The 18,515-nt window shown below is 64.8% G+C and carries 17 protein-coding genes and 1 CRISPR repeat array; of the genes, 3 read left to right on the forward strand and 14 right to left on the reverse strand.

All coding sequences use genetic code 11. The features are described 5' to 3' along the window. Nucleotide 1: 1 nt before the first annotated feature. Together ACQUQR_RS08200 and ACQUQR_RS08205 are read left to right on the forward strand one after the other, a co-directional pair. Nucleotides 2-268, forward strand: a complete 267-nt coding sequence (locus ACQUQR_RS08200) for a cytochrome C oxidase subunit IV family protein (protein ID WP_435195974.1) — start codon at nt 2-4, stop codon at nt 266-268. Nucleotides 269-315: 47 nt separating this feature from the next. Beyond that, a complete protein-coding gene (locus tag ACQUQR_RS08205) occupies nt 316-561 on the forward strand; it encodes an AbrB/MazE/SpoVT family DNA-binding domain-containing protein (protein ID WP_435195975.1) in 246 nt (81 codons plus the stop codon). 19 nt (nt 562-580) lie between these two features. Here the strand turns inward: ACQUQR_RS08205 and ACQUQR_RS08210 are convergent, their stop codons facing one another. Together ACQUQR_RS08210 and ACQUQR_RS08215 are read right to left on the reverse strand one after the other, a co-directional pair. After that, nucleotides 581-1,213, reverse strand: a complete 633-nt coding sequence (locus ACQUQR_RS08210; protein WP_435195976.1) for a DUF7546 family protein — start codon at nt 1,211-1,213, stop codon at nt 581-583. Then, complete coding sequence (locus ACQUQR_RS08215; protein ID WP_435195977.1) at nt 1,213-1,626, reverse strand: hypothetical protein; 414 nt, start codon at nt 1,624-1,626, stop codon at nt 1,213-1,215. The genes ACQUQR_RS08210 and ACQUQR_RS08215 overlap by 1 nt, the downstream gene beginning before the upstream one ends. Nucleotides 1,627-1,715: 89 nt before the next feature. Between ACQUQR_RS08215 and ACQUQR_RS08220 the strand changes: the two genes are divergently transcribed. Then, nucleotides 1,716-2,117, forward strand: a complete 402-nt coding sequence (locus ACQUQR_RS08220; RefSeq protein WP_435195978.1) for a DUF2391 family protein — start codon at nt 1,716-1,718, stop codon at nt 2,115-2,117. Nucleotides 2,118-2,126: 9 nt separating this feature from the next. Here the strand turns inward: ACQUQR_RS08220 and ACQUQR_RS08225 are convergent, their stop codons facing one another. From ACQUQR_RS08225 to cas6, 12 genes are all read right to left on the reverse strand, one after another. Then, entirely contained in the window at nt 2,127-3,128 is a 1,002-nt protein-coding gene (locus tag ACQUQR_RS08225) for a TIGR04024 family LLM class F420-dependent oxidoreductase (RefSeq protein WP_435195979.1), read from the reverse strand. Nucleotides 3,129-3,152: 24 nt separating this feature from the next. Next, nucleotides 3,153-3,317, reverse strand: a complete 165-nt coding sequence (locus ACQUQR_RS08230) for a hypothetical protein (RefSeq protein ID WP_435195980.1) — start codon at nt 3,315-3,317, stop codon at nt 3,153-3,155. Nucleotides 3,318-3,702: 385 nt separating this feature from the next. Continuing rightward, entirely contained in the window at nt 3,703-5,952 is a 2,250-nt protein-coding gene (locus ACQUQR_RS08235) for an NADP-dependent malic enzyme (RefSeq protein ID WP_435195981.1), read from the reverse strand. A gap of 35 nt (nt 5,953-5,987) precedes the next feature. Next, nucleotides 5,988-6,986, reverse strand: a complete 999-nt coding sequence (locus ACQUQR_RS08240; RefSeq protein ID WP_435195982.1) for a CapA family protein — start codon at nt 6,984-6,986, stop codon at nt 5,988-5,990. A gap of 196 nt (nt 6,987-7,182) precedes the next feature. Continuing rightward, nucleotides 7,183-9,129: a CRISPR direct-repeat array (repeat unit 31 nt; unit sequence GCTTCAATCCCACAAGGGGTTCGTCTGAAAC). A 104-nt stretch (nt 9,130-9,233) separates the two neighbouring features. Then, complete coding sequence (gene cas2, locus ACQUQR_RS08245; RefSeq protein ID WP_435195983.1) at nt 9,234-9,497, reverse strand: CRISPR-associated endonuclease Cas2; 264 nt, start codon at nt 9,495-9,497, stop codon at nt 9,234-9,236. Continuing rightward, complete coding sequence (gene cas1b, locus ACQUQR_RS08250) at nt 9,497-10,489, reverse strand: type I-B CRISPR-associated endonuclease Cas1b (RefSeq protein WP_435195984.1); 993 nt, start codon at nt 10,487-10,489, stop codon at nt 9,497-9,499. Before cas1b ends, cas2 begins: the two co-directional genes overlap by 1 nt. A 2-nt stretch (nt 10,490-10,491) precedes the next feature. Further along, nucleotides 10,492-11,052, reverse strand: coding sequence for a CRISPR-associated protein Cas4 (locus ACQUQR_RS08255; RefSeq protein ID WP_435195985.1), 561 nt, complete (start codon nt 11,050-11,052; stop codon nt 10,492-10,494). Beyond that, nucleotides 11,049-13,601 carry a CRISPR-associated endonuclease Cas3'' gene (locus tag ACQUQR_RS08260; protein WP_435195986.1) on the reverse strand — a complete coding sequence of 851 codons (2,553 nt, stop codon included), beginning with the start codon at nt 13,599-13,601 and terminating at the stop codon, nt 11,049-11,051. The genes ACQUQR_RS08255 and ACQUQR_RS08260 overlap by 4 nt, the downstream gene beginning before the upstream one ends. Nucleotides 13,602-13,607: 6 nt before the next feature. After that, a complete protein-coding gene (gene cas5b / locus ACQUQR_RS08265; protein ID WP_435195987.1) occupies nt 13,608-14,402 on the reverse strand; it encodes a type I-B CRISPR-associated protein Cas5b in 795 nt (264 codons plus the stop codon). A 5-nt stretch (nt 14,403-14,407) separates the two neighbouring features. Continuing rightward, on the reverse strand, nt 14,408-15,472 hold the full coding sequence (gene cas7b, locus ACQUQR_RS08270; RefSeq protein ID WP_435195988.1) for a type I-B CRISPR-associated protein Cas7/Csh2: 1,065 nt from the start codon (nt 15,470-15,472) through the stop codon (nt 14,408-14,410). Further along, on the reverse strand, nt 15,469-17,559 hold the full coding sequence (gene cas8b / locus ACQUQR_RS08275; protein WP_435195989.1) for a type I-B CRISPR-associated protein Cas8b/Csh1: 2,091 nt from the start codon (nt 17,557-17,559) through the stop codon (nt 15,469-15,471). Before cas8b ends, cas7b begins: the two co-directional genes overlap by 4 nt. Then, nucleotides 17,556-18,371 carry a CRISPR-associated endoribonuclease Cas6 gene (gene cas6 / locus ACQUQR_RS08280; protein WP_435195990.1) on the reverse strand — a complete coding sequence of 272 codons (816 nt, stop codon included), beginning with the start codon at nt 18,369-18,371 and terminating at the stop codon, nt 17,556-17,558. The genes cas8b and cas6 overlap by 4 nt, the downstream gene beginning before the upstream one ends. Nucleotides 18,372-18,515: the final 144 nt, after the last annotated feature.

An 18,515-nucleotide genomic window follows, 5' to 3' on the forward strand; every position in this document is an offset into this window, starting at 1 on the left:
CATGAACCGACTCACACTCTACACCGTGATCTACGTCCTGCTGTTCGTCTTAGCGACGGCGCAGGTGGCCATCGAACTCGGGTTCATCGAGCGGTTCTACTGGCCCGCGCTGTGGGCCATCGTCGCCCTGTCGGCCGTGAAGGCCGTCGTCGTCGCGGGCTACTACCAACATTTGCGATGGGAACCCCGCTCCATCACGGGCGTCATGCTCATCGGCCTGCTCGCGGCGCTGGCGCTCACCGCGGCCGCGGCGTACTCGATTACGTGAGGGGAGTGGTGCTGAACACTTTGTACGACCACGACCAACCACCGGGTATGAACACCGACGGGAAAGCAGTCCGAATCACGAGCGAGGGACGAGTGACCATCCCGAAAGAGGTTCGAGAAACGCTCGACATCGATACTCCCGGACGCATTCGGTTCGACAAGAACGAGCGTGGAGAAGTGGTCGTGAATCCCGTTCCCCGACCATCGGACGTACAGGGAATGCTTCGAGAGGAGCGAACGGAAGCACCGACAGCGATACTGAGGCGGGACCGCGAACGGGACCGAATACGGTGAGGGCCGACCCCCGCGTGACTCACGTCGCCCGCCACAACAGCCCAACCGTCACCACGAACGCGGCCGTCGAGAGGTCGATGGCCACCGACGCGACGGCGGGCGAGAGCGCCGCGCCAACACCTCCTAAAATCACGGGGAACGCACAGCTCAGACAGCTCCCGACTCCGAGGAGCCCCGCGAGCGAGAGCGCCCGCGCGCGGAGGACGGCGGCGTACAGGAGGTAGCCGAGCGCGAGATACCCCACCGTGAGATAGGGGATGACGGAGACGTGGAACCCCCCGGCGACGTAGCTCACGCGGGGGCCCCACCCCGGCGCGGACATGGTGACGACGAACCCGGAGAGCCCGTGGCTGTGGCCGTCGAGGGCGACGAGGCCGGCGAGCCACGCGAGCAGCAGGACGTAGCCGCCCGCGAGCGCGCCGGCGAGCAGGCGAGCGCGGCCGCTCGCGGGGAGAGGGTCGGTGCGCCAGACGGCGAGCAGGCCCAGATTGATCCATATCCATGGATAGAGCGCGTAGCGGGGCTGTTCGATGTCGGCGGGGCCCAGCAGATAGTAGCCCGCGACGCCCAGCAGTTCGAGGCCGAGGAAGAGGGCCACGGCTCGCGAATCGAGGGTGGCGAGCCGGCGTCGCACGCTCGACGTGGTCGCCATCAGCCCAGCAGGAGGACGGTCACGACGGCGACGAGCGCGAAGACGCCGAGGACGACGAGCGCCTCGCCGGCCGCCAGCGCGCTGTGGTGGCCGTTCCCCCGCGCGGCGGCGTACACCCCGTAGAGCAGGTAGCCGACGAAGGCGACGGTGGCGACGACGGCGAGCAGCGTGACGGCCATCGCGGGGGCGACCGCGCCGGAGACGTACGCGAGGGTCCCAGCCGTCACCGCGGCGAGCAGCGCGAAGAAGCCGAGCGTCCAGCCCATCGGCCCGCGGACCGCCCGGGAGACGCCGCCCGAGGGTGCGCCAGTGACCGCGGGAATCGGGCGCGCGCTCCGGACGAACAGGACGAGCAGCACCGCCAGTGCGACCCCCGTGACGACCGTGCTCGCGAGGTACGTGGATTGAGCCATGGTAACACCCTGCAAGAGCTATGTCACGGTGGCTGATAAATCCTCCCTCGGCCGACAGCCCTTTGCGCGTCCCGCTTCGAACACACGCCATGTTCGGCGGTCGCTTCGGCCTCTCCGATCTCGCCCAGCAGGTCGTCGGGGGGTTCCTGCTGGCGGGGCCCTTCGTCGTCACCGAGGAGGTGTGGAGCCTCGCCGGTTCGATGGCGGCGTGGCAGGCGGCGACGACGGTCGCCATCGTCCTCGCCATCGGGTACGGGACCCTCTACGGCGCCGACGAGGACCGCGACCCCGACCGCGAGCGGAGCGTTTTCGGGGTCCCTCTCCGCTATCTGTCGCTCATCGGCATCTCGTATCTCTCCGTCGCCATCCTCGCGTTCACGTTCTCCGCGCCCGAGACGTTCGGCGTGGGGACGTTCACGACGGGAAAGGCCATCTCCATCGGCTCGGTGTTCTCCGTCGTGGGCGCCTCGACGGCCGACAGCCTCTTTTAAAGGCCCGACTCAGAGCCCCGACAGTGCCGCCAGCGTCGACTCCTTCTCCTCGTCGGTCATCCCCTTCACGAAGCCGACGCGCACGGCGTCGACCCCGTCGATGGCCTGGAACGCCTCGACGCGGTCGCGCACTTCCTCGGGGGTCCCGGCCGCCGCCAGCGAGTCGAGCAGCGAGTCCGGGAGCGCCGCGGCCATCGCCTCGGTGTCACAGTCGTCCTCCCACGCGGCGCGGATCTCGTCCACCACGTCCTCGTACCCCTGCTCGGCCACGGAATTCCCGTAGAAGGGACCGTACGCCCCGATGAGGAACGCGACCATCGAGCGCGTCTTCGCGCGGGCCGTCTCTCTCTCTTCGAGCGCACAGCAGCGAACCAGGGGCGCGACCCGGACGTCCTCGAGCGTCCTGTCGCCCAGCTCGGCACCGCGTTCGAGGTCCTCCATCCGAGTTCGGAGGCCGTCGTGGGTGAACAGCTGCGGGACCCACCCGTCGGCGAACCGGCCCGCCAGCTCCGTCGCCTTCGGGCCGAGCGCGGCCACGTCGATGCCCGGCGGGGTCTCGGGCGGGGTGCCCTCGTAGCCGAGCCCACCCAGCTCGAAGATCTCGCCGTCGTAGGAGACCCGACCCCCTTCGTACACCTCGCGGATGATGTCGATGGTCTCCCGGAGCCGGCGGAGGGGGCGGTCGAACTCGGCGCCGTGCCAGCGCTCCGCGATGGCGGGTGAGGAGGTCCCCAGTCCAAGACGGAACCGTCCGCCGGTCGCCTCGTGCATCGTCAGTGCCGTCTGGGCGAGAACGGTCGGCGCGCGGCCGAACGGGGAGAGCACATCGGTAGAAACGCCGATGGAGTCGGTGCGCTCCGCGACGACGGTGAAGGTGGTCACCATGTCGCGGCCCGTCGTCTCGCCCGCGGAGACGCGCGCGAAGCCGTGGTTCTCCGCGCGCTGGGCGATATCGACGATGGAGTCGAGCGAGTCGTGGTCCGACGTCATCACCACGAGGTCGAGTGTCATACCCCGTCTGCGGAGAGGGCCGGCTTAAGCGTTGGTCCCGGCCCACACCACGACGCCGTCGTCGCGATAGCGCCCCTCGTGGCGCGACCCGCACGACTCGCAGTCGAGCTCGAACGCCTCCTCGTGCACCTCGATAGTCGACAGCGTCCCACACGTCCGACAGGTGAGTTTCGCGGACTCCCGTTCCATACGCGACGCAACGGGCGTCCCGGCCTTGAACGTATCTGTGGACCGATACGTTCGGGGACGGACGGCTATCGAGAGGTGTGGAGAACTACCGGGCTACTGCTGGGCGTCGACCACCGCGACCCCCGCGAGAGTCACCATCTCGCACCTTTTTCTGCGTCGGGGAGTCGGCTTCGCCGACTACCACTCCTCGAAAAATCTGCACCAAAAAGCCGAACGCTCGCCACGGCTCGCGTTCGGTGCTACTGCTGGGCGTCGACCACCGCGACCCCTGCGAGATTCACCATCTCGCACCTTTTTCTGCGTCGGGGAGTCGGCTTCGCCGACTACCACTCCTCGAAAAATCTGCACCAAAAAGCCGAACGCTCGCCACGGCTCGCGTTCGGTGCTACTGCTGGGCGTCGACCACCGCGACCCCTGCGAGGTTGACGATGTCCTTCACCTCGTCGCCCCGCTGGAGGACGTGGACCGGTTTATCCATCCCCACGAGCATCGGGCCGATGGCCTCCGCACCGCCCAGCCGCTGGAGGAGCTTGTACGCGATGTTACCGGCCTCCAGATTCGGGAACACGAGCACGTTCGCGGGGGCATCCAGCTCACAGAAGTCGTAGTCCTCGGTGAGCATCTCCTCCACCACGGCCGTGTCGGCCTGCATCTCCCCGTCGACGGGGAAATCGACATCGGGGTCCGCTCGGAGCTGTTTCGCCGCGTGCCGGGGTTTGAGCGTCCCCTCGTTCGTCACCGTGCCGAAGTCCGAGTACGACAGCAGCGCGACCCGCGGGTCGACGTTGAACCGCCGGGCGAGTTCGGCGGTGTGTTTCGCCACCTCCGCGAGCACCTCCTCGTCAGGGTCCTGATTCACCGTCGCGTCGGCGACGAAGACCACCCGGTTCTTGAACGTCAGCATGTAGACGCCGGCGGCGTAGTTCGCGTTCGGCGCGGTGCCGACGATCTGCAGCGGGGGGCGCAGCGCCGTCGGGTAGTGGTGGGTGAGCCCCGTCAGCAGGGCGTCGGCGTCGCCCATCTCGACCATGACGCTCCCGAGGTAGTCGCCGTCGCGAACCAGGGTTTCGGCCTCGTGACGGGTGATACCGTGGCGTTTCCGGAGCTGGAACAGCCGGTCCGCGTAGGGGTCGAGCTGGTCCGCCGTGGGGTCGACGATCTCCGGTTCGAAGTCCAGCCCGAGCTCGGCGGCGCGCTCCCAGATGGTCCGCTTGTCACCGATGAGGATCGGCTCCGCGATCCCCTCGTCGGTGAGCTGGTAGGCCGCGCGGATGATCTTCGGGTCCGCGCCCTCCGCGAACACCAGCCGCTTCGGCTCGGCTTTCGCCTTGTTGAGGACGACGCGCATCATCTCCCGGGACTTGCCGAGCCGGGCCTCCAGTGTCGCGCGGTACGCCTCCAGGTCGAGCTGTTTTCGGGCGACGCCCGACTCGACGGCCGCCTCCGCGACGGCGCTCGACACCTCGAACAGGACACGAGTATCGAGCGGTTTCGGGATGATGTAGTCGGGCCCGAACTGCAGCGGCTCGTCGCCGTACGCCTTCACGACGGCGTCGGGCACGTCCTGCTTCGCGAGGTCGGCGAGCGCCTCCGCGGCGGCCACCTTCATCGCCTCGTTGATGTCCGTCGCGCGCACGTCCAGTGCCCCCCGGAAGATGAACGGGAAGCCGAGCACGTTGTTCACCTGGTTCGGGTAGTCCGACCGTCCGGTGGCCATGATGACGGTGTCGTCGCGCGCCGCCTTCGCCTCGGGATAGGTGATCTCGGGGTCTGGGTTCGCCATCGCGAAGATGATGGGGTTCGCGCTCATCGACCGGACCATCTCCTGGGAGACGATGCCGCCGACGGAGAGCCCGACGAACACGTCCGCGCCGTCCATCGCGTCGGCGAGCTCCCCCTCCGGGACGTCCTGTGCGAACGGCTCGTTGTGGGGGTTGAGCTCCCCGGCCTCCGCTCTGGCTTCGGTGAGGATCCCCCCGATATCGCACATCGTGATGTTCTCGCGGGGGACCCCCAGCGAGACGTAGAACTTCGCCGTCGCGGTGGCGGCCGCCCCCGCGCCGGCGAACACGACCTCGATGTCGTCGAGGGATTTGTCGGCGATGTCGCAGGCGTTGATGAGCGCCGCGCCCGAGATGATGGCCGTCCCGTGCTGGTCGTCGTGGAACACGGGGATGTCCATCTCCTCGCGCAGACGCTCCTCGATCTCGAAGCACGCGGGGGCGCTGATATCCTCTAAGTTGATTCCCCCGAAGGTGGGCTCCATCCCCGCGACGGCCGCACAGAAGGCGTCCACCTCGTCGATGTCGAGTTCGACGTCGAACACGTCGATGTCGGCGAACCGCTTGAACAGCACCCCCTTCCCCTCCATCACCGGCTTGGAGGCCTGCGCGCCGATGTCGCCCAGCCCGAGGACGGCGGTGCCGTTCGAGACGACCCCCACCAGATTGCCTTTGGTCGTGTAGCGGTAGGCCGCCTCCGGGTCCGCGGCGATCTCGCGGCACGGCGCCGCGACACCCGGGGAGTACGCGAGCGACAGGTCGCGCTGTGTGTTCGTCGGTTTCGTCGTCGAGATCTCCAGTTTCCCCGCCGGCTCCGTCTCGTGGTAGTCGAGTGCGTCCTCGTCCAGTCCCATGCGCGCGGGTTCACAGCGAGGGGTTAAGGCGACAACTATCCACGCATCGCTCGCGCCCGGAGCTTCGGATGGAGGGGGACGACGAGCCCGTCGTCGGTGCGAACGCAGACCGTGTCGAACGCCGCCGACCGGTCCGCCAGCCGGTCGCAGGCCCACCGCGCCCCCTCCTCGGTCGCGTGGTGGACGGCACAGTCGTAGATCTCGGTGGGGACGGCCCGGAGGTGGAACGCCTCGGTATCGAGGACGAACAGGAACGACCGGTCGTTCCGGAGCCCCGGGTCGACGGCGTAGTCGTCGACGAAATCCCCCGTGTCGTACAGCGTGAGCCCCCGTCCGACCTCGATCCCCTGGAACAGGTGGGCGCTGTGGCCGACGACCACGTCCGCGCCGACCCGGTGGAGGAACCTCGCGAACGACCGGAACGCCTCGCTCGGGGCCGTCCGCATGTTCGGCCCCCAGTGGAGCGAGACGACGACGAGATCCGGATCGAGCGCCCACGCCCGGTCGAGCGCCGCGCGCATGGCCGTCCGCGCGCCCCCGGGGTCGTTCTCGATGTCGACGTAGGCCGTCCCCAGCCCCCCGTTCGCCGCGAACGCCGGCGTGTTGTCCGTCGCGGCGACGACCGCGACACGGCAGTCCCCCGCCTCGAACGCGACCGGCGCGAACGCCTCCTCCGGGGAGTCGCCGACCCCCGCGTAGGGGATGCCCGCCGCCTCCAGCGCGTCGAGGGTGTCCCGCAGCGCCTCGGGGCCGAAATCCAGCACGTGGTTGTTCGCCAGCGTCACGCAGGAGACGCCCGCGGCCTCCAGCGCCGGAATCGCCCACGCCGGGTCCGCGCGGAAGTGGTACGGATGGTACGCCCCGGTGTACGGCTCCCCGCGCGTCGAGAGCACACACTCGAGGTTACAGAGAAATCCGTCGAGCGCCTGCAGGTCCGGGAGCAGATCCCCCCACACCGCCGCGGGCTCCCGGTCGGCCATCGCACGGTCCACCAGCCGGCCGAACATCACGTCACCCGCGAGTCCGAGTTGCATGGGGGACGTAGGCGCTCCGAGAACATAGCGGTTCAGCCGACAGGTCACCATACCCCGAGAGCCGTCTACTCAACTTCCACGAGGGGCCACCTGAGAGATCCGCAGCCCGGCGGGCATTCCCACTGTGAGCACTGCTACACTTCCATAGGATTCGTCTGAAACTCCTTCCACCGGAACGGTCGAAGTTGGTCTCGGTGCTTCAATCCCACAAGGGGTTCGTCTGAAACCAGCAGAGGCCGACGTGCTCACACTCCGGCAACGGTGGACTTCAATCCCACAAGGGGTTCGTCTGAAACAGGGTCGCCCCCACCGCCTGCCGTCGCCTTGCTACTTCAATCCCACAAGGGGTTCGTCTGAAACCGGGACGGCGCTACCACGCCGCCCCGACTGCATACTTCAATCCCACAAGGGGTTCGTCTGAAACCGCTCTCGTCCCGATACGGGCACTACGCCGGGTATCGACTTCAATCCCACAAGGGGTTCGTCTGAAACACGACACGTAGCGCTGGCCTTCGTCGGTAATCCAACTTCAATCCCACAAGGGGTTCGTCTGAAACTCGAGCTGCGATAACCTCCTCGCGCCGTGGTCGTAACTTCAATCCCACAAGGGGTTCGTCTGAAACGCCGCTCCCGACCGGCCTCGACGCCCGAGAAGCGACCTTCAATCCCACAAGGGGTTCGTCTGAAACCACGCATAGCTCACGACCGCGATGAGCGTCGACACCCTTCAATCCCACAAGGGGTTCGTCTGAAACCAGAGCAGGAACAGGAGTCCGACGCCAGCCAGCGCCCTTCAATCCCACAAGGGGTTCGTCTGAAACTCGGTCGGTGTCCGTGAGGTCGCGACCCTGGGGGGCCTTCAATCCCACAAGGGGTTCGTCTGAAACCTGCACCAGCAGGTCGACGCGCTCGGGCTCGAGTCGCTTCAATCCCACAAGGGGTTCGTCTGAAACCTGCTGTGGGACATGAGTGGGTGGACGGCGGAGCTTCAATCCCACAAGGGGTTCGTCTGAAACCTGCTGTGGGACATGAGTGGGTGGACGGCGGAGCTTCAATCCCACAAGGGGTTCGTCTGAAACCTGCTGTGGGACATGAGTGGGTGGACGGCGGAGCTTCAATCCCACAAGGGGTTCGTCTGAAACCTGCTGTGGGACATGAGTGGGTGGACGGCGGAGCTTCAATCCCACAAGGGGTTCGTCTGAAACCTGCTGTAGGACATGAGTGGGTGGACGGCGGAGCTTCAATCCCACAAGGGGTTCGTCTGAAACACTCCTCGAGTTCGGTAAGCGCTGGGCGCATCGCGATGCTTCAATCCCACAAGGGGTTCGTCTGAAACACGACGGCACAGCGGAGCCAAAGACGCTTGAGCGGGTGCTTCAATCCCACAAGGGGTTCGTCTGAAACAGATTCCGTGTCAATAAGCCTCGCGTCGTTGGCGGTGCTTCAATCCCACAAGGGGTTCGTCTGAAACGGTCAGGCGTGAGTTTCATAGTCCTAACCAGAGTGTGCTTCAATCCCACAAGGGGTTCGTCTGAAACTGTTGCGAATCTCGGTCGATCCGTCAGCGTTTTTTGGGCTTCAATCCCACAAGGGGTTCGTCTGAAACGATGATGCTCTGTGGTGAGTGTGCCGACGAGTGGCTTCAATCCCACAAGGGGTTCGTCTGAAACCGGTTGGCGCGAGCCCATATCCGCGACATCATCGACGAGCTTCAATCCCACAAGGGGTTCGTCTGAAACACGGCCAACAGTCCTCGGGGTTCGACGACGACCGCGCTTCAATCCCACAAGGGGTTCGTCTGAAACGAGTGTCACGTTCCAAGACTGCACAGACCATATTGTTGCTTCAATCCCACAAGGGGTTCGTCTGAAACATGGGCGACTTGACCCCGGGATCGCCGAGTTTGATGCTTCAATCCCACAAGGGGTTCGTCTGAAACTCACAGGAACGCCGCGAGCGACCGTCACGAACCACAGGCTTCAATCCCACAAGGGGTTCGTCTGAAACCAATATGAAAACAGACTTCCGCTGGATTTGAGTGGGCGCTTCAATCCCACAAGGGGTTCGTCTGAAACGGTGGTCGGTCGAGCCCGCACTCGACGATCTCTCGCAGCTTCAATCCCACAAGGGGTTCGTCTGAAACACCATGGCCGGTTCGCGGCCGTAGAGCGTTCTATCCACCGTTCACACATCAAGATTTCCGTCGACCCTCAGTACCCGTGCTACCCCGGGGGGTCGACAGAGAGCTCAGAGAAATCGGTCGTCTTCCTTGGGGTCGTCGCCGAACACGTCTCGAGAGAGGAGCTTTTCGGAGCCGAGTTCGTAGATGATGGTTGATTCGCCGGGGTCGAGCGTCGAATCGATACGATCGCGGACGGCTTCGAGTTCGCCGTCGGTGAGTTCCCCTTCGAAGACGGAGTTCTGGACGTGGGTGAGATAGCGTCTGAGATAGTTCAACAGGAGGTGTGTTCGGTCGGCTTGCATATCGTAGACGATGACGACGTAGGGCATCACCACCACCGCCGGAATGCGACGTACTCCTCACCAGTGAGCAGGTGTTTTTTCAGTTTGTACGCCTCGACCCGGAGGAGATACTGATAGCTGACCTTCCGTTTTAGGCGTGGATGTTCGACGGTCCGTTCGAGCGTCTCCTCGAACACCTTCGAGAACGTCTGGCGCCCGGATTCGGTGAGCAGGCAGGCGTTCAGCTCGGCTTCGAAGTCCTCGAGTGACAGCTGATTTCGGTTCACGAGCCGGAAGATGACGCGGTCGGCGAGCAAGGGTTTGAACAGCTCCGCGAGGTCGAGTGCGAGCGAGTAGCGTCGGTCACCCGGTTCGTGGAGGAAGCTCACGGCGGGGTCGAGGGCGGTCGCGCGGATCGCGGAGACGAGGTTCGCATAGACGAGCGCGTTCGCGAACGAAATGAGGCTGTTCACCTCGTTGTTCGGGGGGTTGTACGCTCGGCCGTCGAAGACGAACTCCTCGGGGAGAACGGTATCGAAGATCGAGTAGTACGCCTTCCGAATCGACGCCTCGACGCCCATCAGTTCGGGGATATCGGAGACACCGTCGATAGCCTCGGTCTGTCGGTCGATTGTGTCGAGCTGGGCATCGAAGTCGTTCCCGCGGTTCGCGTAGTAGGTGACGTTCGCGCGCATGTTGTGAGCCCCGCCTTTCACGAACTCCGATGCGATCGCGAGCCGTGTCTCGGGGTCGTCGTATGCACGCACCTGCGAGACGAGCGTCCGACCGGAGGTCTGCCCGCGGTTCGGCATGACCGAGCCGGCGTAGTAGTCGTTCCACCCGAAGACGTGAAGGGCGACGCCGTGCTGATTGAGAAACGACATCAGCCGGGTGTTGTAGTCGATCTGTCCGTGAAGGTAGATCGCCTCGGCACGCTCGACGGGGAGGAACTTCTTCTCGTCGTCGAGGGTAACGAGCCGGACCGTGTCGTTGTGTCGCTCCAGTCGGCCATCGGAGAATATGTGGTAGTTCCGGTCCATGGTCAACAGCTCCAGCAGAAATCGTGGTATGCACACGAACTGCAGTACGACTTCCGCTCGACTTTCGGTGGGGTCTCTCGCTGCGTGATCTCGTAGATACCGCGAATCGCGTCCTCGACGCGGGCACGGTTCTCGGGTGTCAGCTCGACGGCTTCCCGCCGCCGCTCGGTGGGGTGAGCGAGTACCCCATCCCGCTCGACGCCCACGACTTCCTCCAGATACCAGAGATAGTAGAGCAGTTGGAGGGTCGCGGGTTCGACCATCGACGAACTCGGCTTCACCTCGACGACTTCGCCGCTGTCGAGGAGGTCAAGGGAGATGGTGCCGTCGATGGTGAGGTTTCGTCGCTTGTCGCCGTAGGCGGACTCGTCAACGTTCGTCCCGCGGACGATGCTCGCGTTCCCACGGTCGATCTCGATATTCCGACTGAGGAACCACAGCTCTCGCGTGCACGCCTCGTAGTACTGCATCATCACGCCAGTGACCCTGAACTCGGGCTCGGTCGTCGAGTCGCGGGCACCCGAGAGCAACAGTTCGACGGGGTCGAGTTTCGAGTCGGTCACAGGAACCGCCCCTCCACGCCGTCAGGGATGAACACACCCGTCGTGGGGTCGAAGAACCGTTCGTGTTGGTCGTTCGACGTATCGAGAAGCCGGAGCTCGTGGGTGTTGAACGTCGCGTCGGTGCCGAGCGGCGGCAGATCCATGAGCTCCTGTGCCTCGTCACTCGTGGCGTCGTAAATCGGCACCGAGACCTGCAACGGCTTCGTCTCGTCGAGGAGTTCACCGAGCTGGTCGAACTCGTAGGTCGCCATCGCGTCCCTGATCCCGTCCACGAGTTCGCGGTCGGCGGCCGACCGGCAGACGACGATATCGACGGCCTGTCGGTTCCCGATAAGCGAGCAGGACCGCAGTTTCGCCCCTTCGGCACGGTCCACGAACTCGGTCCATGCTGTCTTTCCCGGTGCTCTGGCGGCGAGGCGTTCGTAGTACGTTCGGACGGCATCCCACGCGACGGCTGATTCTCCGCGCTCGGCCGGGCCGTCAGCGAGGACGCCTGCGGTAATCGATAGCAAGCTCTCGCCCCAGTAGTCGTACACCGCCTCCCCCGGGGTTATCGACTTGTCTTCGGGCGCATCGAGCCACCAGACGGTGACGACTCCCTGTTCCAGCTCGAACGAGCGGTTACAACGCCCGGCCGCCTGCACCAGACTGTCGAGGGGGGCGAAATCCCGGTACACACGGTCGAAGCTGATATCCACGCCGGCCTCGATGAGTTGCGTCGAGACGGTGATCAGCGACTGCTCGCGGGCGAGGCGGCGTGCCGCACCGATGAGTCGGAGCCGGTCACGTGGACGGTGCCGAGTCGAGAGGTGGAGCAGGGCGCGGTCTCCATCACGGTCCGTGACTGCCTCCACAAGGGTCTCGACGGTCGGTTCGTCGGTAGCCGTGAGGAGGTCGTCGTACACAGCACCGACGTTGACGAACTCGGGGTCACGTTCGAGATGTCCGGTGAGCTCCTGAGCGCTGTCGATGGTGTTGCAGACCGCGAGCACGGAGGCACCGTTGCGAGCGTCCTCTCGAAGTCGGTCCGAGGCGCGGTCGTGTGAGAGGGGCGTCTCCTCGTCGTTGAACGATTCGACCGATGGGTGGAACCGGAATCGGACGCGCTCCACCGCACGGAAGAACCGTTCGGGGGAGTCAACCAACTCCGGTATCGGCTCGTCGGTCGCGTTCTCGAACAGCCGTGGCTGGGTCGCCGTCATGGCGATGATGGTCGCGTCGTACTCGGTCGTGAGCACGGAAACCAGCCGCCGAATCAGCGGCCACCAGTCGTGTGGGAGGCTCTGTGGCTCGTCCAGCACGATAATGCTGTCTTGGAGTGCCGGAAGTTTCAGCGACTGGCTGTTCCGAGGTCCGGCGAGGCTCTCGAACAGTTGGACGAACGTCGTCACGACCAGCCCGGCCCGCCAGCTCTCTCCGAGTATGGAGGCGACGTTCTCGGCTTCATCCCGCTCGTCGCGGTCGGTATCGTCGTGCTCGACGACCGTCTCCGCGAGGTGGTGGTGGACGGTCAAAAGCGCGCCACGCTCGTCCGTCTCGAACACCTCGCGGGCGACGTCGGCCACCTGGTCGATGATGGATGTGAAGGGGAGGGCGTAGATGATTCGTGACCCTTCACGTCGTTCCTGCAATCGGAGCGCCGCGGTGAGACCGGTCAGCGTCTTTCCGAGTCCAGTCGGGAGCGTGAGCGTCGCCACCCCCTCGTCGCCCGCGGCGAGTGCGTCCACGTTCGCGCTGACCTCCGCACGGGCTTCGCTCCGCAGTCGATCGAGTCGCTTCCCGCGGTCCGTTTCCGCGTCATCGAATCCGGCGATGTGCCGGTCGAGCGCGTCGATGTCCGGCGTCTCTCCGTCGTATATCTCGGCTCGGTTCGACGCTCTGGCTGCGCTCGTCTTGTCCGCGAGGACGAGCGCGCCCCACGCGCGGAGGAACCGGCCGTAGAAGTCCTCGGGGACGGGGTCGGTTTTGACCCCGATATTCATAGGCCCGTCACCGACTTGGGACTTGACTGCCTCAAACAACGATCGGTTCTGTAGTCGGTCGCGGCACTCGGTCCACCCTCCAGTTCCGTCGGTCGCCTCGTCGATGATGTCACCCGCGAGCTCTGAGGCGTGCGAATCGATGTTCTCGACCTGTCGAAGCACTTCCTCCTTCCGGACTCTCTCGTTCCCCTTCTTTTCCCACGAACTCGACTCGAAGGCGTATCGCCCCGTGTCTGGCGATGCCCCGTGGTGTCTCGCCACGGCGACGTAGCCGAGGAGACAGTCGGCCTCGTCGAATCCCGCCTGTTCGAGGACGTAGTAGGCGACCAGTGCACCGAGCCGACTGTGGTGTGTCGGCCCGTCCGGGTTCTCATCGTCGATGTGCTGTTGGAACCACGTCGTGAGCTTGCCGAAATCGTGGACGAGTCCCAGTCGGCGGGCCAGGTCACGGCAGTCGTCATCGGGGAGTACGAGCTCCACGCGAGCCGCTACGTCTCGAAGGTGGTCCTGAAGCAGCACCGCGTCGGTCTCGGGACCTCCGGGGTGTGAGTAGCGAGTGGCTGGCATCTCCAGTCACCCGAACATGACGACTCGGCCGTCAACGAGGCTCGTCTCTACATCGGTGACCGCGAGTGATTCCGCGTCGGGACTGTACACGACCGACCGATAGCCGGTCGTCCTCCGGTGGCGACCATCACGTTCCATGAACGCCGGTGACCGCTCGATATGGTGGCGACAATCGGGTTCGGGAACGATCCGCTCGACGGCGTCGATGACGGCCGAATCCACGTCGACGCGGTCGTCGTCCGGTCCCGGCTCGACATCGAACGTCCCGTGATACTCGACCTCTGCGAGGTGTTCGGAGAGACCGAGACTCGGCACGTAGTGGGACTTTCCTTCCTCCAGCAGCGTTCGAAGCCGTGTGCGGTGCTCGTCGTCGTCGAGCCACAGATCGATGCGGTAGGCTGGGTCGGCGAGCACTTCGTAGTTGTGCTGTTGGCGCGGCTTGCTCGGGTCCGGGAGGCCGACTTTCAGCCCCTTTCCCCGCGAGGGAATCGTCTGTATGTGCTCGTTCGCCGTCGAGAGCGTGTTCATCGGCATGTTCATCGTCCGAATCGGGCGAACGGGTTCGATGGCGATGGCCGACGATTCGGAGGCAAACAGCTCGTAGTAGGAATCGCGGTCGAGCCCGAGAATCGCCGCCGTGAGCCCGGCCACGGTCGTTCGCGGGACGATGCCGTACGTCTGCTTGACGATGTTCCCCTCCACGCGCCGGAAGTGCCCCCAGGGGCCTCGGACGGTGAAGGAGAGACACACCGGTGGTCCCCCTCTCCCGTCCGTCCGCCGATCCAGTTTGGTCTCGGGCACGGTCGTTACGCCTCGGGAAGCGTTTCGGCGCGCTCCTCGTACACGTCGATGACCTCGACGGTATCCGTCCCGACCGCATCCCGGAGTGCGTCGTAGAGGAACTCCGGACCGCCCGTTTCGTCACCGTGTTCGACGGTCAGAACGTCGCTGGTGACTACGCGAACGCTCGCGATGCGGTCACCCGCCCTGTCGAGCCGGTCGATGATCGAACTCACGTCCAGCGTGAGGTCACGAACGTTCCGAAGCTGTTCCGGCGGCTCTGACTCTTCCCCGAGGGTGAGGTCCTTGTCCAGCCCACCGAGGTGGAAGCTCTCCTCGTCGTACTCGACGCGGAGGTAGAGTCGCGGTTCCTGCCCCACCTTGCTCCGACTGATGGTCTGGTTCTTCAGCGCCCGCCAGCAGAGCGTGTCGAGCCGTCGGACATCAGCCTCGGAGAGCTTCGTGCTCGCCGCACCGTGTTCGTCGACGAGGCCGTGGAACCCGATGAGGCCATACTGGATGCGGTGGTCGTCGAGGTCGAACCCACCCTGTTCTTTCCCTTCCTGCGTCGCGATGACGCTCGTGAGGCTGTTGTACTCCTCGTTCTCCATGACCGGGTGCAGCGACTTCCCCGGCGAGAACTGCACCGGGCCGGTGAAGTGGTCCGGCAGGGCATCGACCGCCGCTTCGAGTTTGTCGTCCTTCGCGTCCACGCTCATCGTCGCACCGAAGTAGCGCACGTCGGCGCTGTGGTCGAGGAATTCGCCGAAGACAGCCTCGGCCATCTCCTCGGCGGTGTCGTGTTCGTCCGGGTCGAACTCTTTGAGTCGAGATTCGAGCAGTTCCTTCCGCGTCGCAGCGTAGCCGTCCTCCTTGATGTTCCGGATGTACACACCGTGGCCATCGGCCGCGAGCTGGTCGCGGAGGTAGCGTTTCAGCCGCACGTCGGTGACGACACACTCCTGGGTGTGTGGATCGATTCGGGGGCGGTTGGCCCCGCTGAGCGGGTTCCCGTTGGGGTTCGCATCGACAGCGTCGTACAGGAAGACGATCTCTGAGCGGTTCTCGATGGTGGTGTCAGTGTCTGTCATTCGTCAGTCTCCGTCTGCTTCGTGTCCGTCTTGGTGTAGTTGTTCAGGCCGTACGAGACGCCGAGTGCGTAGTAGAATCGCAGGTCGTCGGTCGAGATGCGCCAGTCGTCTGGGTCGTGGTGGGTCAGCGTGTCCACCAGCTCATCGACGACCTCCGCGTACATCGTCGAGCCGAGGCCCTGCTCACGCGAATAGACGACGTTCTTGTCGAGCACCTCCTGGGTGATGCGCTTCAATCGAGTCACCGACATCGATTTGATGGGATAGCTGTCGATGACTGTCTTCGATCGGCCTTCCGCACGCTGCTGATAGCTCCCCACCTGCCCGATGAGGGCACCGAGCAGGAACGCACCACGGCGCTCCTGACTCACGTCTGTCTCACCGTGGAGTGCGGGGGTCGCTTCGAGGAACTGTTCGAGTTTCTGTGTTCGGGCCGCGGCGGCGCTCCCGCCATCGGCCCGAATCGGTGTGTCGGATGGTGTCATCTGTGTCGTGTAGCTCGGTTCGTGAGCGATTTCGCGGTGGTCGGCGTCGTTCGTCGTGAGGAGCCCAGCCTCGGCAAGCGCTGTCAGCTGGGCGAACTGCGAGGAAACGTGATAGTGCGGAAAGTCGTCGCCCTGGTCGTCGATGAGCCGGTCCACGTACTCGCTGAGGAGGAGTTCGACCGGAATCGGCTGGCCGCTCAGCACCGAGACGAGCGCCTCGATTCGGGTGTCGTCGGCCGATGCGTTCTGGTCGTCGTCCGCCCGGCTGAACGTCTCGCTGAAGTATCGTCCCGTGGCGATGGTCGGGAGATAACCTTCACCACTCAGCAAGCGCCAGTTCTCGTGAACTGGGAGGGGTGCGCTGATTCGCTCGTGTCCGTCGTCGAACACCCACGTCATGAGGGTGTTTTCGTGGGCGTCTGCGAGCGTATCCGGGTAGAGGAGTTCCCCATTCATCGTGTCGCCGAACACGTCGTACCGCTTTGACTGGTGGCGCATGATGGCGCTCACGTAGAAGCGGAGGTCGAACGCTCCCGTGTGCTTCCCGTCGAGCTCTCGGTAGGCGACTTCGACGGGGGTCGTGTCCCCTTCTGCGGCGATGAGCCGGAGGAGTCGGTAGAGTTCACGCGCTCGCTCGACTGTCAGCTCACCCCTGAAATACGGGAGGTAGAACACGCTCGCACCGAACGTCGAATACGTGCAGGCGTCGATGAACGGCGCGGCGTTCATCAGCGTGATCGCCGCATCCTCCGACAGCGCGTGGGTCCGCCACGCCTCGTCCACGTCGAAGCCGGGAAACTTCTCCAGCTGCTTGCCGAGATAGTAGTTGAGGGGGTCCTCCGCCGTCCCGACCGTCCGTGCCGACTCGCCGGTGATGAGGTCCCACGAGTCGCCCGCGGACTCCGTCGCCTTCCCTTTCGAGACGAGCTTGTCTAGTTTCCGCGCGCGCATAGCGGCGTTGAAGACCTCTACCTCACCGGGCCACTGATACGGCCCGTCCGCTTCGAGCCGGACTCGAACCGTCAGCAGGGAGGTGGCCGTGCCACCGAGCTCGTTCGTAATCGCCTCGGTGATCGCTTCGGCGACCGCCTCGTCCTCGCCGAGCTGTGAAAGCCCTTCGATAATCCAGCCGTCCTCGTGGTCGGCCGCGATCTCGCTGACGATGTCGTCGGTCGGCCACTTCGACAGGCGTTCGATGGCATACTCGGCGAGCTTCTCGGGGGACTTGTCCCGCCCCGAGCGGTGGGTGATGCTGTGGTCGATTCCGCGGGCCGCATTGTACTTGCAGTGGGCGACCTGCTCGACGAGCGATGAGCCGTATCGCTGAATCTCCACCGGCTGTGCGTCGAGCTTGGGGGATTCTCCTGAGAGGTCAACGCGAACGACGATGAGGCTCTCCTCCTCGTCGAACAGGTCTCGCGCCTCGTTCGGGGTCAGATACGGCGCATACTCACCACTTCCCGCGGTCGCCAGCGTGTACAGCCGTCCGTAGACGTACTGGAGGTCACGCAGCGACGAGATGGGTCGGTCAGGGAGTTCAGCGAGAAACTCTTCCTCGCTGTCAAACTCCGCGAGCAGCGCTTCGGCTGTGGGTAGCTTCATCGCACGACCGCCTCCGCATCCGCCTTCCCGACCACTCGCTTGCTCTCCTCGTCAACGTTGAGGAAGCCGAAGCCGAGCGCGTTTCGTCCTCCGATGCCGCAGTCGAGCAGGAGGTTCAGCTGCTTCCGGTGGGTGTCGTTCCGGACGCGGTACTCGAACCGCCACTTCGAGAGCACGAGCGTGCGCTCGACACCCCGTGTGACGGTGACCGGGAGCGAGTAGGTCTTGATGAGGTCGTACCCGTCAAACAGCTCCCCGTCGACCGTCGCTGGACCGGGGACGTACTCGGGGGCGAACAGCTCGTGTTTCCGCTGGGCGTTCTCCTCGATGGCCGCGCGGAATGGCTCCATCGTGTGCTCCGGTCGCCAGTAGGTCACCGTCTCGTCGTACTCCCCGTCGATACCGAACGCCTCGCGGTGGTGGTCGTACAGTCGCACGACGACCCCCGTCGCCGTTTCGATGACGCCGCGCGTACCCGGCTCACCCACGTCGGGGGAGACAGCCGACAGCTCCTCCACCCGGAACGGCATCTCCCCGACGTTCAACTCCGAGTCATCGCGAAAATGCCGTGCAATCGTCGAGAGGAGCGCTTCGTCGTGTGACGCCACGAGCAACGTTCGTCGGTCTCCTTCACCGATCGCTCCCCACGGAAAGACGTTCGAGAACACGAACCCGGGCGGATCGCCGGTATCGTGGAGTTCCTCGAACCGCGTCCCCTCCAGCGCCCGCCACAGCGCACCACGGAGCTTGTGGTGATACGCCGTTTCGTACGCTGCATCCGCCCGTGCGGACAGCCGCATCAGCAGACGCATACACCACCCCTTCGGTCGTTTACCAACGACATTGAACCAACACTTAACACACTAAATCATAAGTGTTCGGGGGCCTCCCGTCGACCCCCCGGGGGTCAGCGGCTATCGCGGGTCGACGGAAATCTTGATGTGCAAACGGTGGAT

The sequence above is a fragment of the Natronomonas sp. EA1 genome, assembly GCF_051195035.1.
In the GTDB taxonomy this organism is placed as follows: Archaea; Halobacteriota; Halobacteria; order Halobacteriales; family Haloarculaceae; genus JBNTJV01.

Coding starts and splice junctions, on each gene's coding strand:
- ACQUQR_RS08200 (WP_435195974.1), top strand. CDS start 2: ATGAACCGACTCACACTCTACACCGTGATCTACGTCCTGCTGTTCGTC.
- ACQUQR_RS08205 (WP_435195975.1), top strand. CDS start 316: ATGAACACCGACGGGAAAGCAGTCCGAATCACGAGCGAGGGACGAGTG.
- ACQUQR_RS08210 (WP_435195976.1), bottom strand. CDS start 1,213: ATGGCGACCACGTCGAGCGTGCGACGCCGGCTCGCCACCCTCGATTCG.
- ACQUQR_RS08215 (WP_435195977.1), bottom strand. CDS start 1,626: ATGGCTCAATCCACGTACCTCGCGAGCACGGTCGTCACGGGGGTCGCA.
- ACQUQR_RS08220 (WP_435195978.1), top strand. CDS start 1,716: ATGTTCGGCGGTCGCTTCGGCCTCTCCGATCTCGCCCAGCAGGTCGTC.
- ACQUQR_RS08225 (WP_435195979.1), bottom strand. CDS start 3,128: ATGACACTCGACCTCGTGGTGATGACGTCGGACCACGACTCGCTCGAC.
- ACQUQR_RS08230 (WP_435195980.1), bottom strand. CDS start 3,317: ATGGAACGGGAGTCCGCGAAACTCACCTGTCGGACGTGTGGGACGCTG.
- ACQUQR_RS08235 (WP_435195981.1), bottom strand. CDS start 5,952: ATGGGACTGGACGAGGACGCACTCGACTACCACGAGACGGAGCCGGCG.
- ACQUQR_RS08240 (WP_435195982.1), bottom strand. CDS start 6,986: ATGCAACTCGGACTCGCGGGTGACGTGATGTTCGGCCGGCTGGTGGAC.
- cas2 (WP_435195983.1), bottom strand. CDS start 9,497: ATGCCCTACGTCGTCATCGTCTACGATATGCAAGCCGACCGAACACAC.
- cas1b (WP_435195984.1), bottom strand. CDS start 10,489: ATGGACCGGAACTACCACATATTCTCCGATGGCCGACTGGAGCGACAC.
- ACQUQR_RS08260 (WP_435195986.1), bottom strand. CDS start 13,601: ATGCCAGCCACTCGCTACTCACACCCCGGAGGTCCCGAGACCGACGCG.
- cas7b (WP_435195988.1), bottom strand. CDS start 15,472: ATGACAGACACTGACACCACCATCGAGAACCGCTCAGAGATCGTCTTC.
- cas8b (WP_435195989.1), bottom strand. CDS start 17,559: ATGAAGCTACCCACAGCCGAAGCGCTGCTCGCGGAGTTTGACAGCGAG.
- cas6 (WP_435195990.1), bottom strand. CDS start 18,371: ATGCGTCTGCTGATGCGGCTGTCCGCACGGGCGGATGCAGCGTACGAA.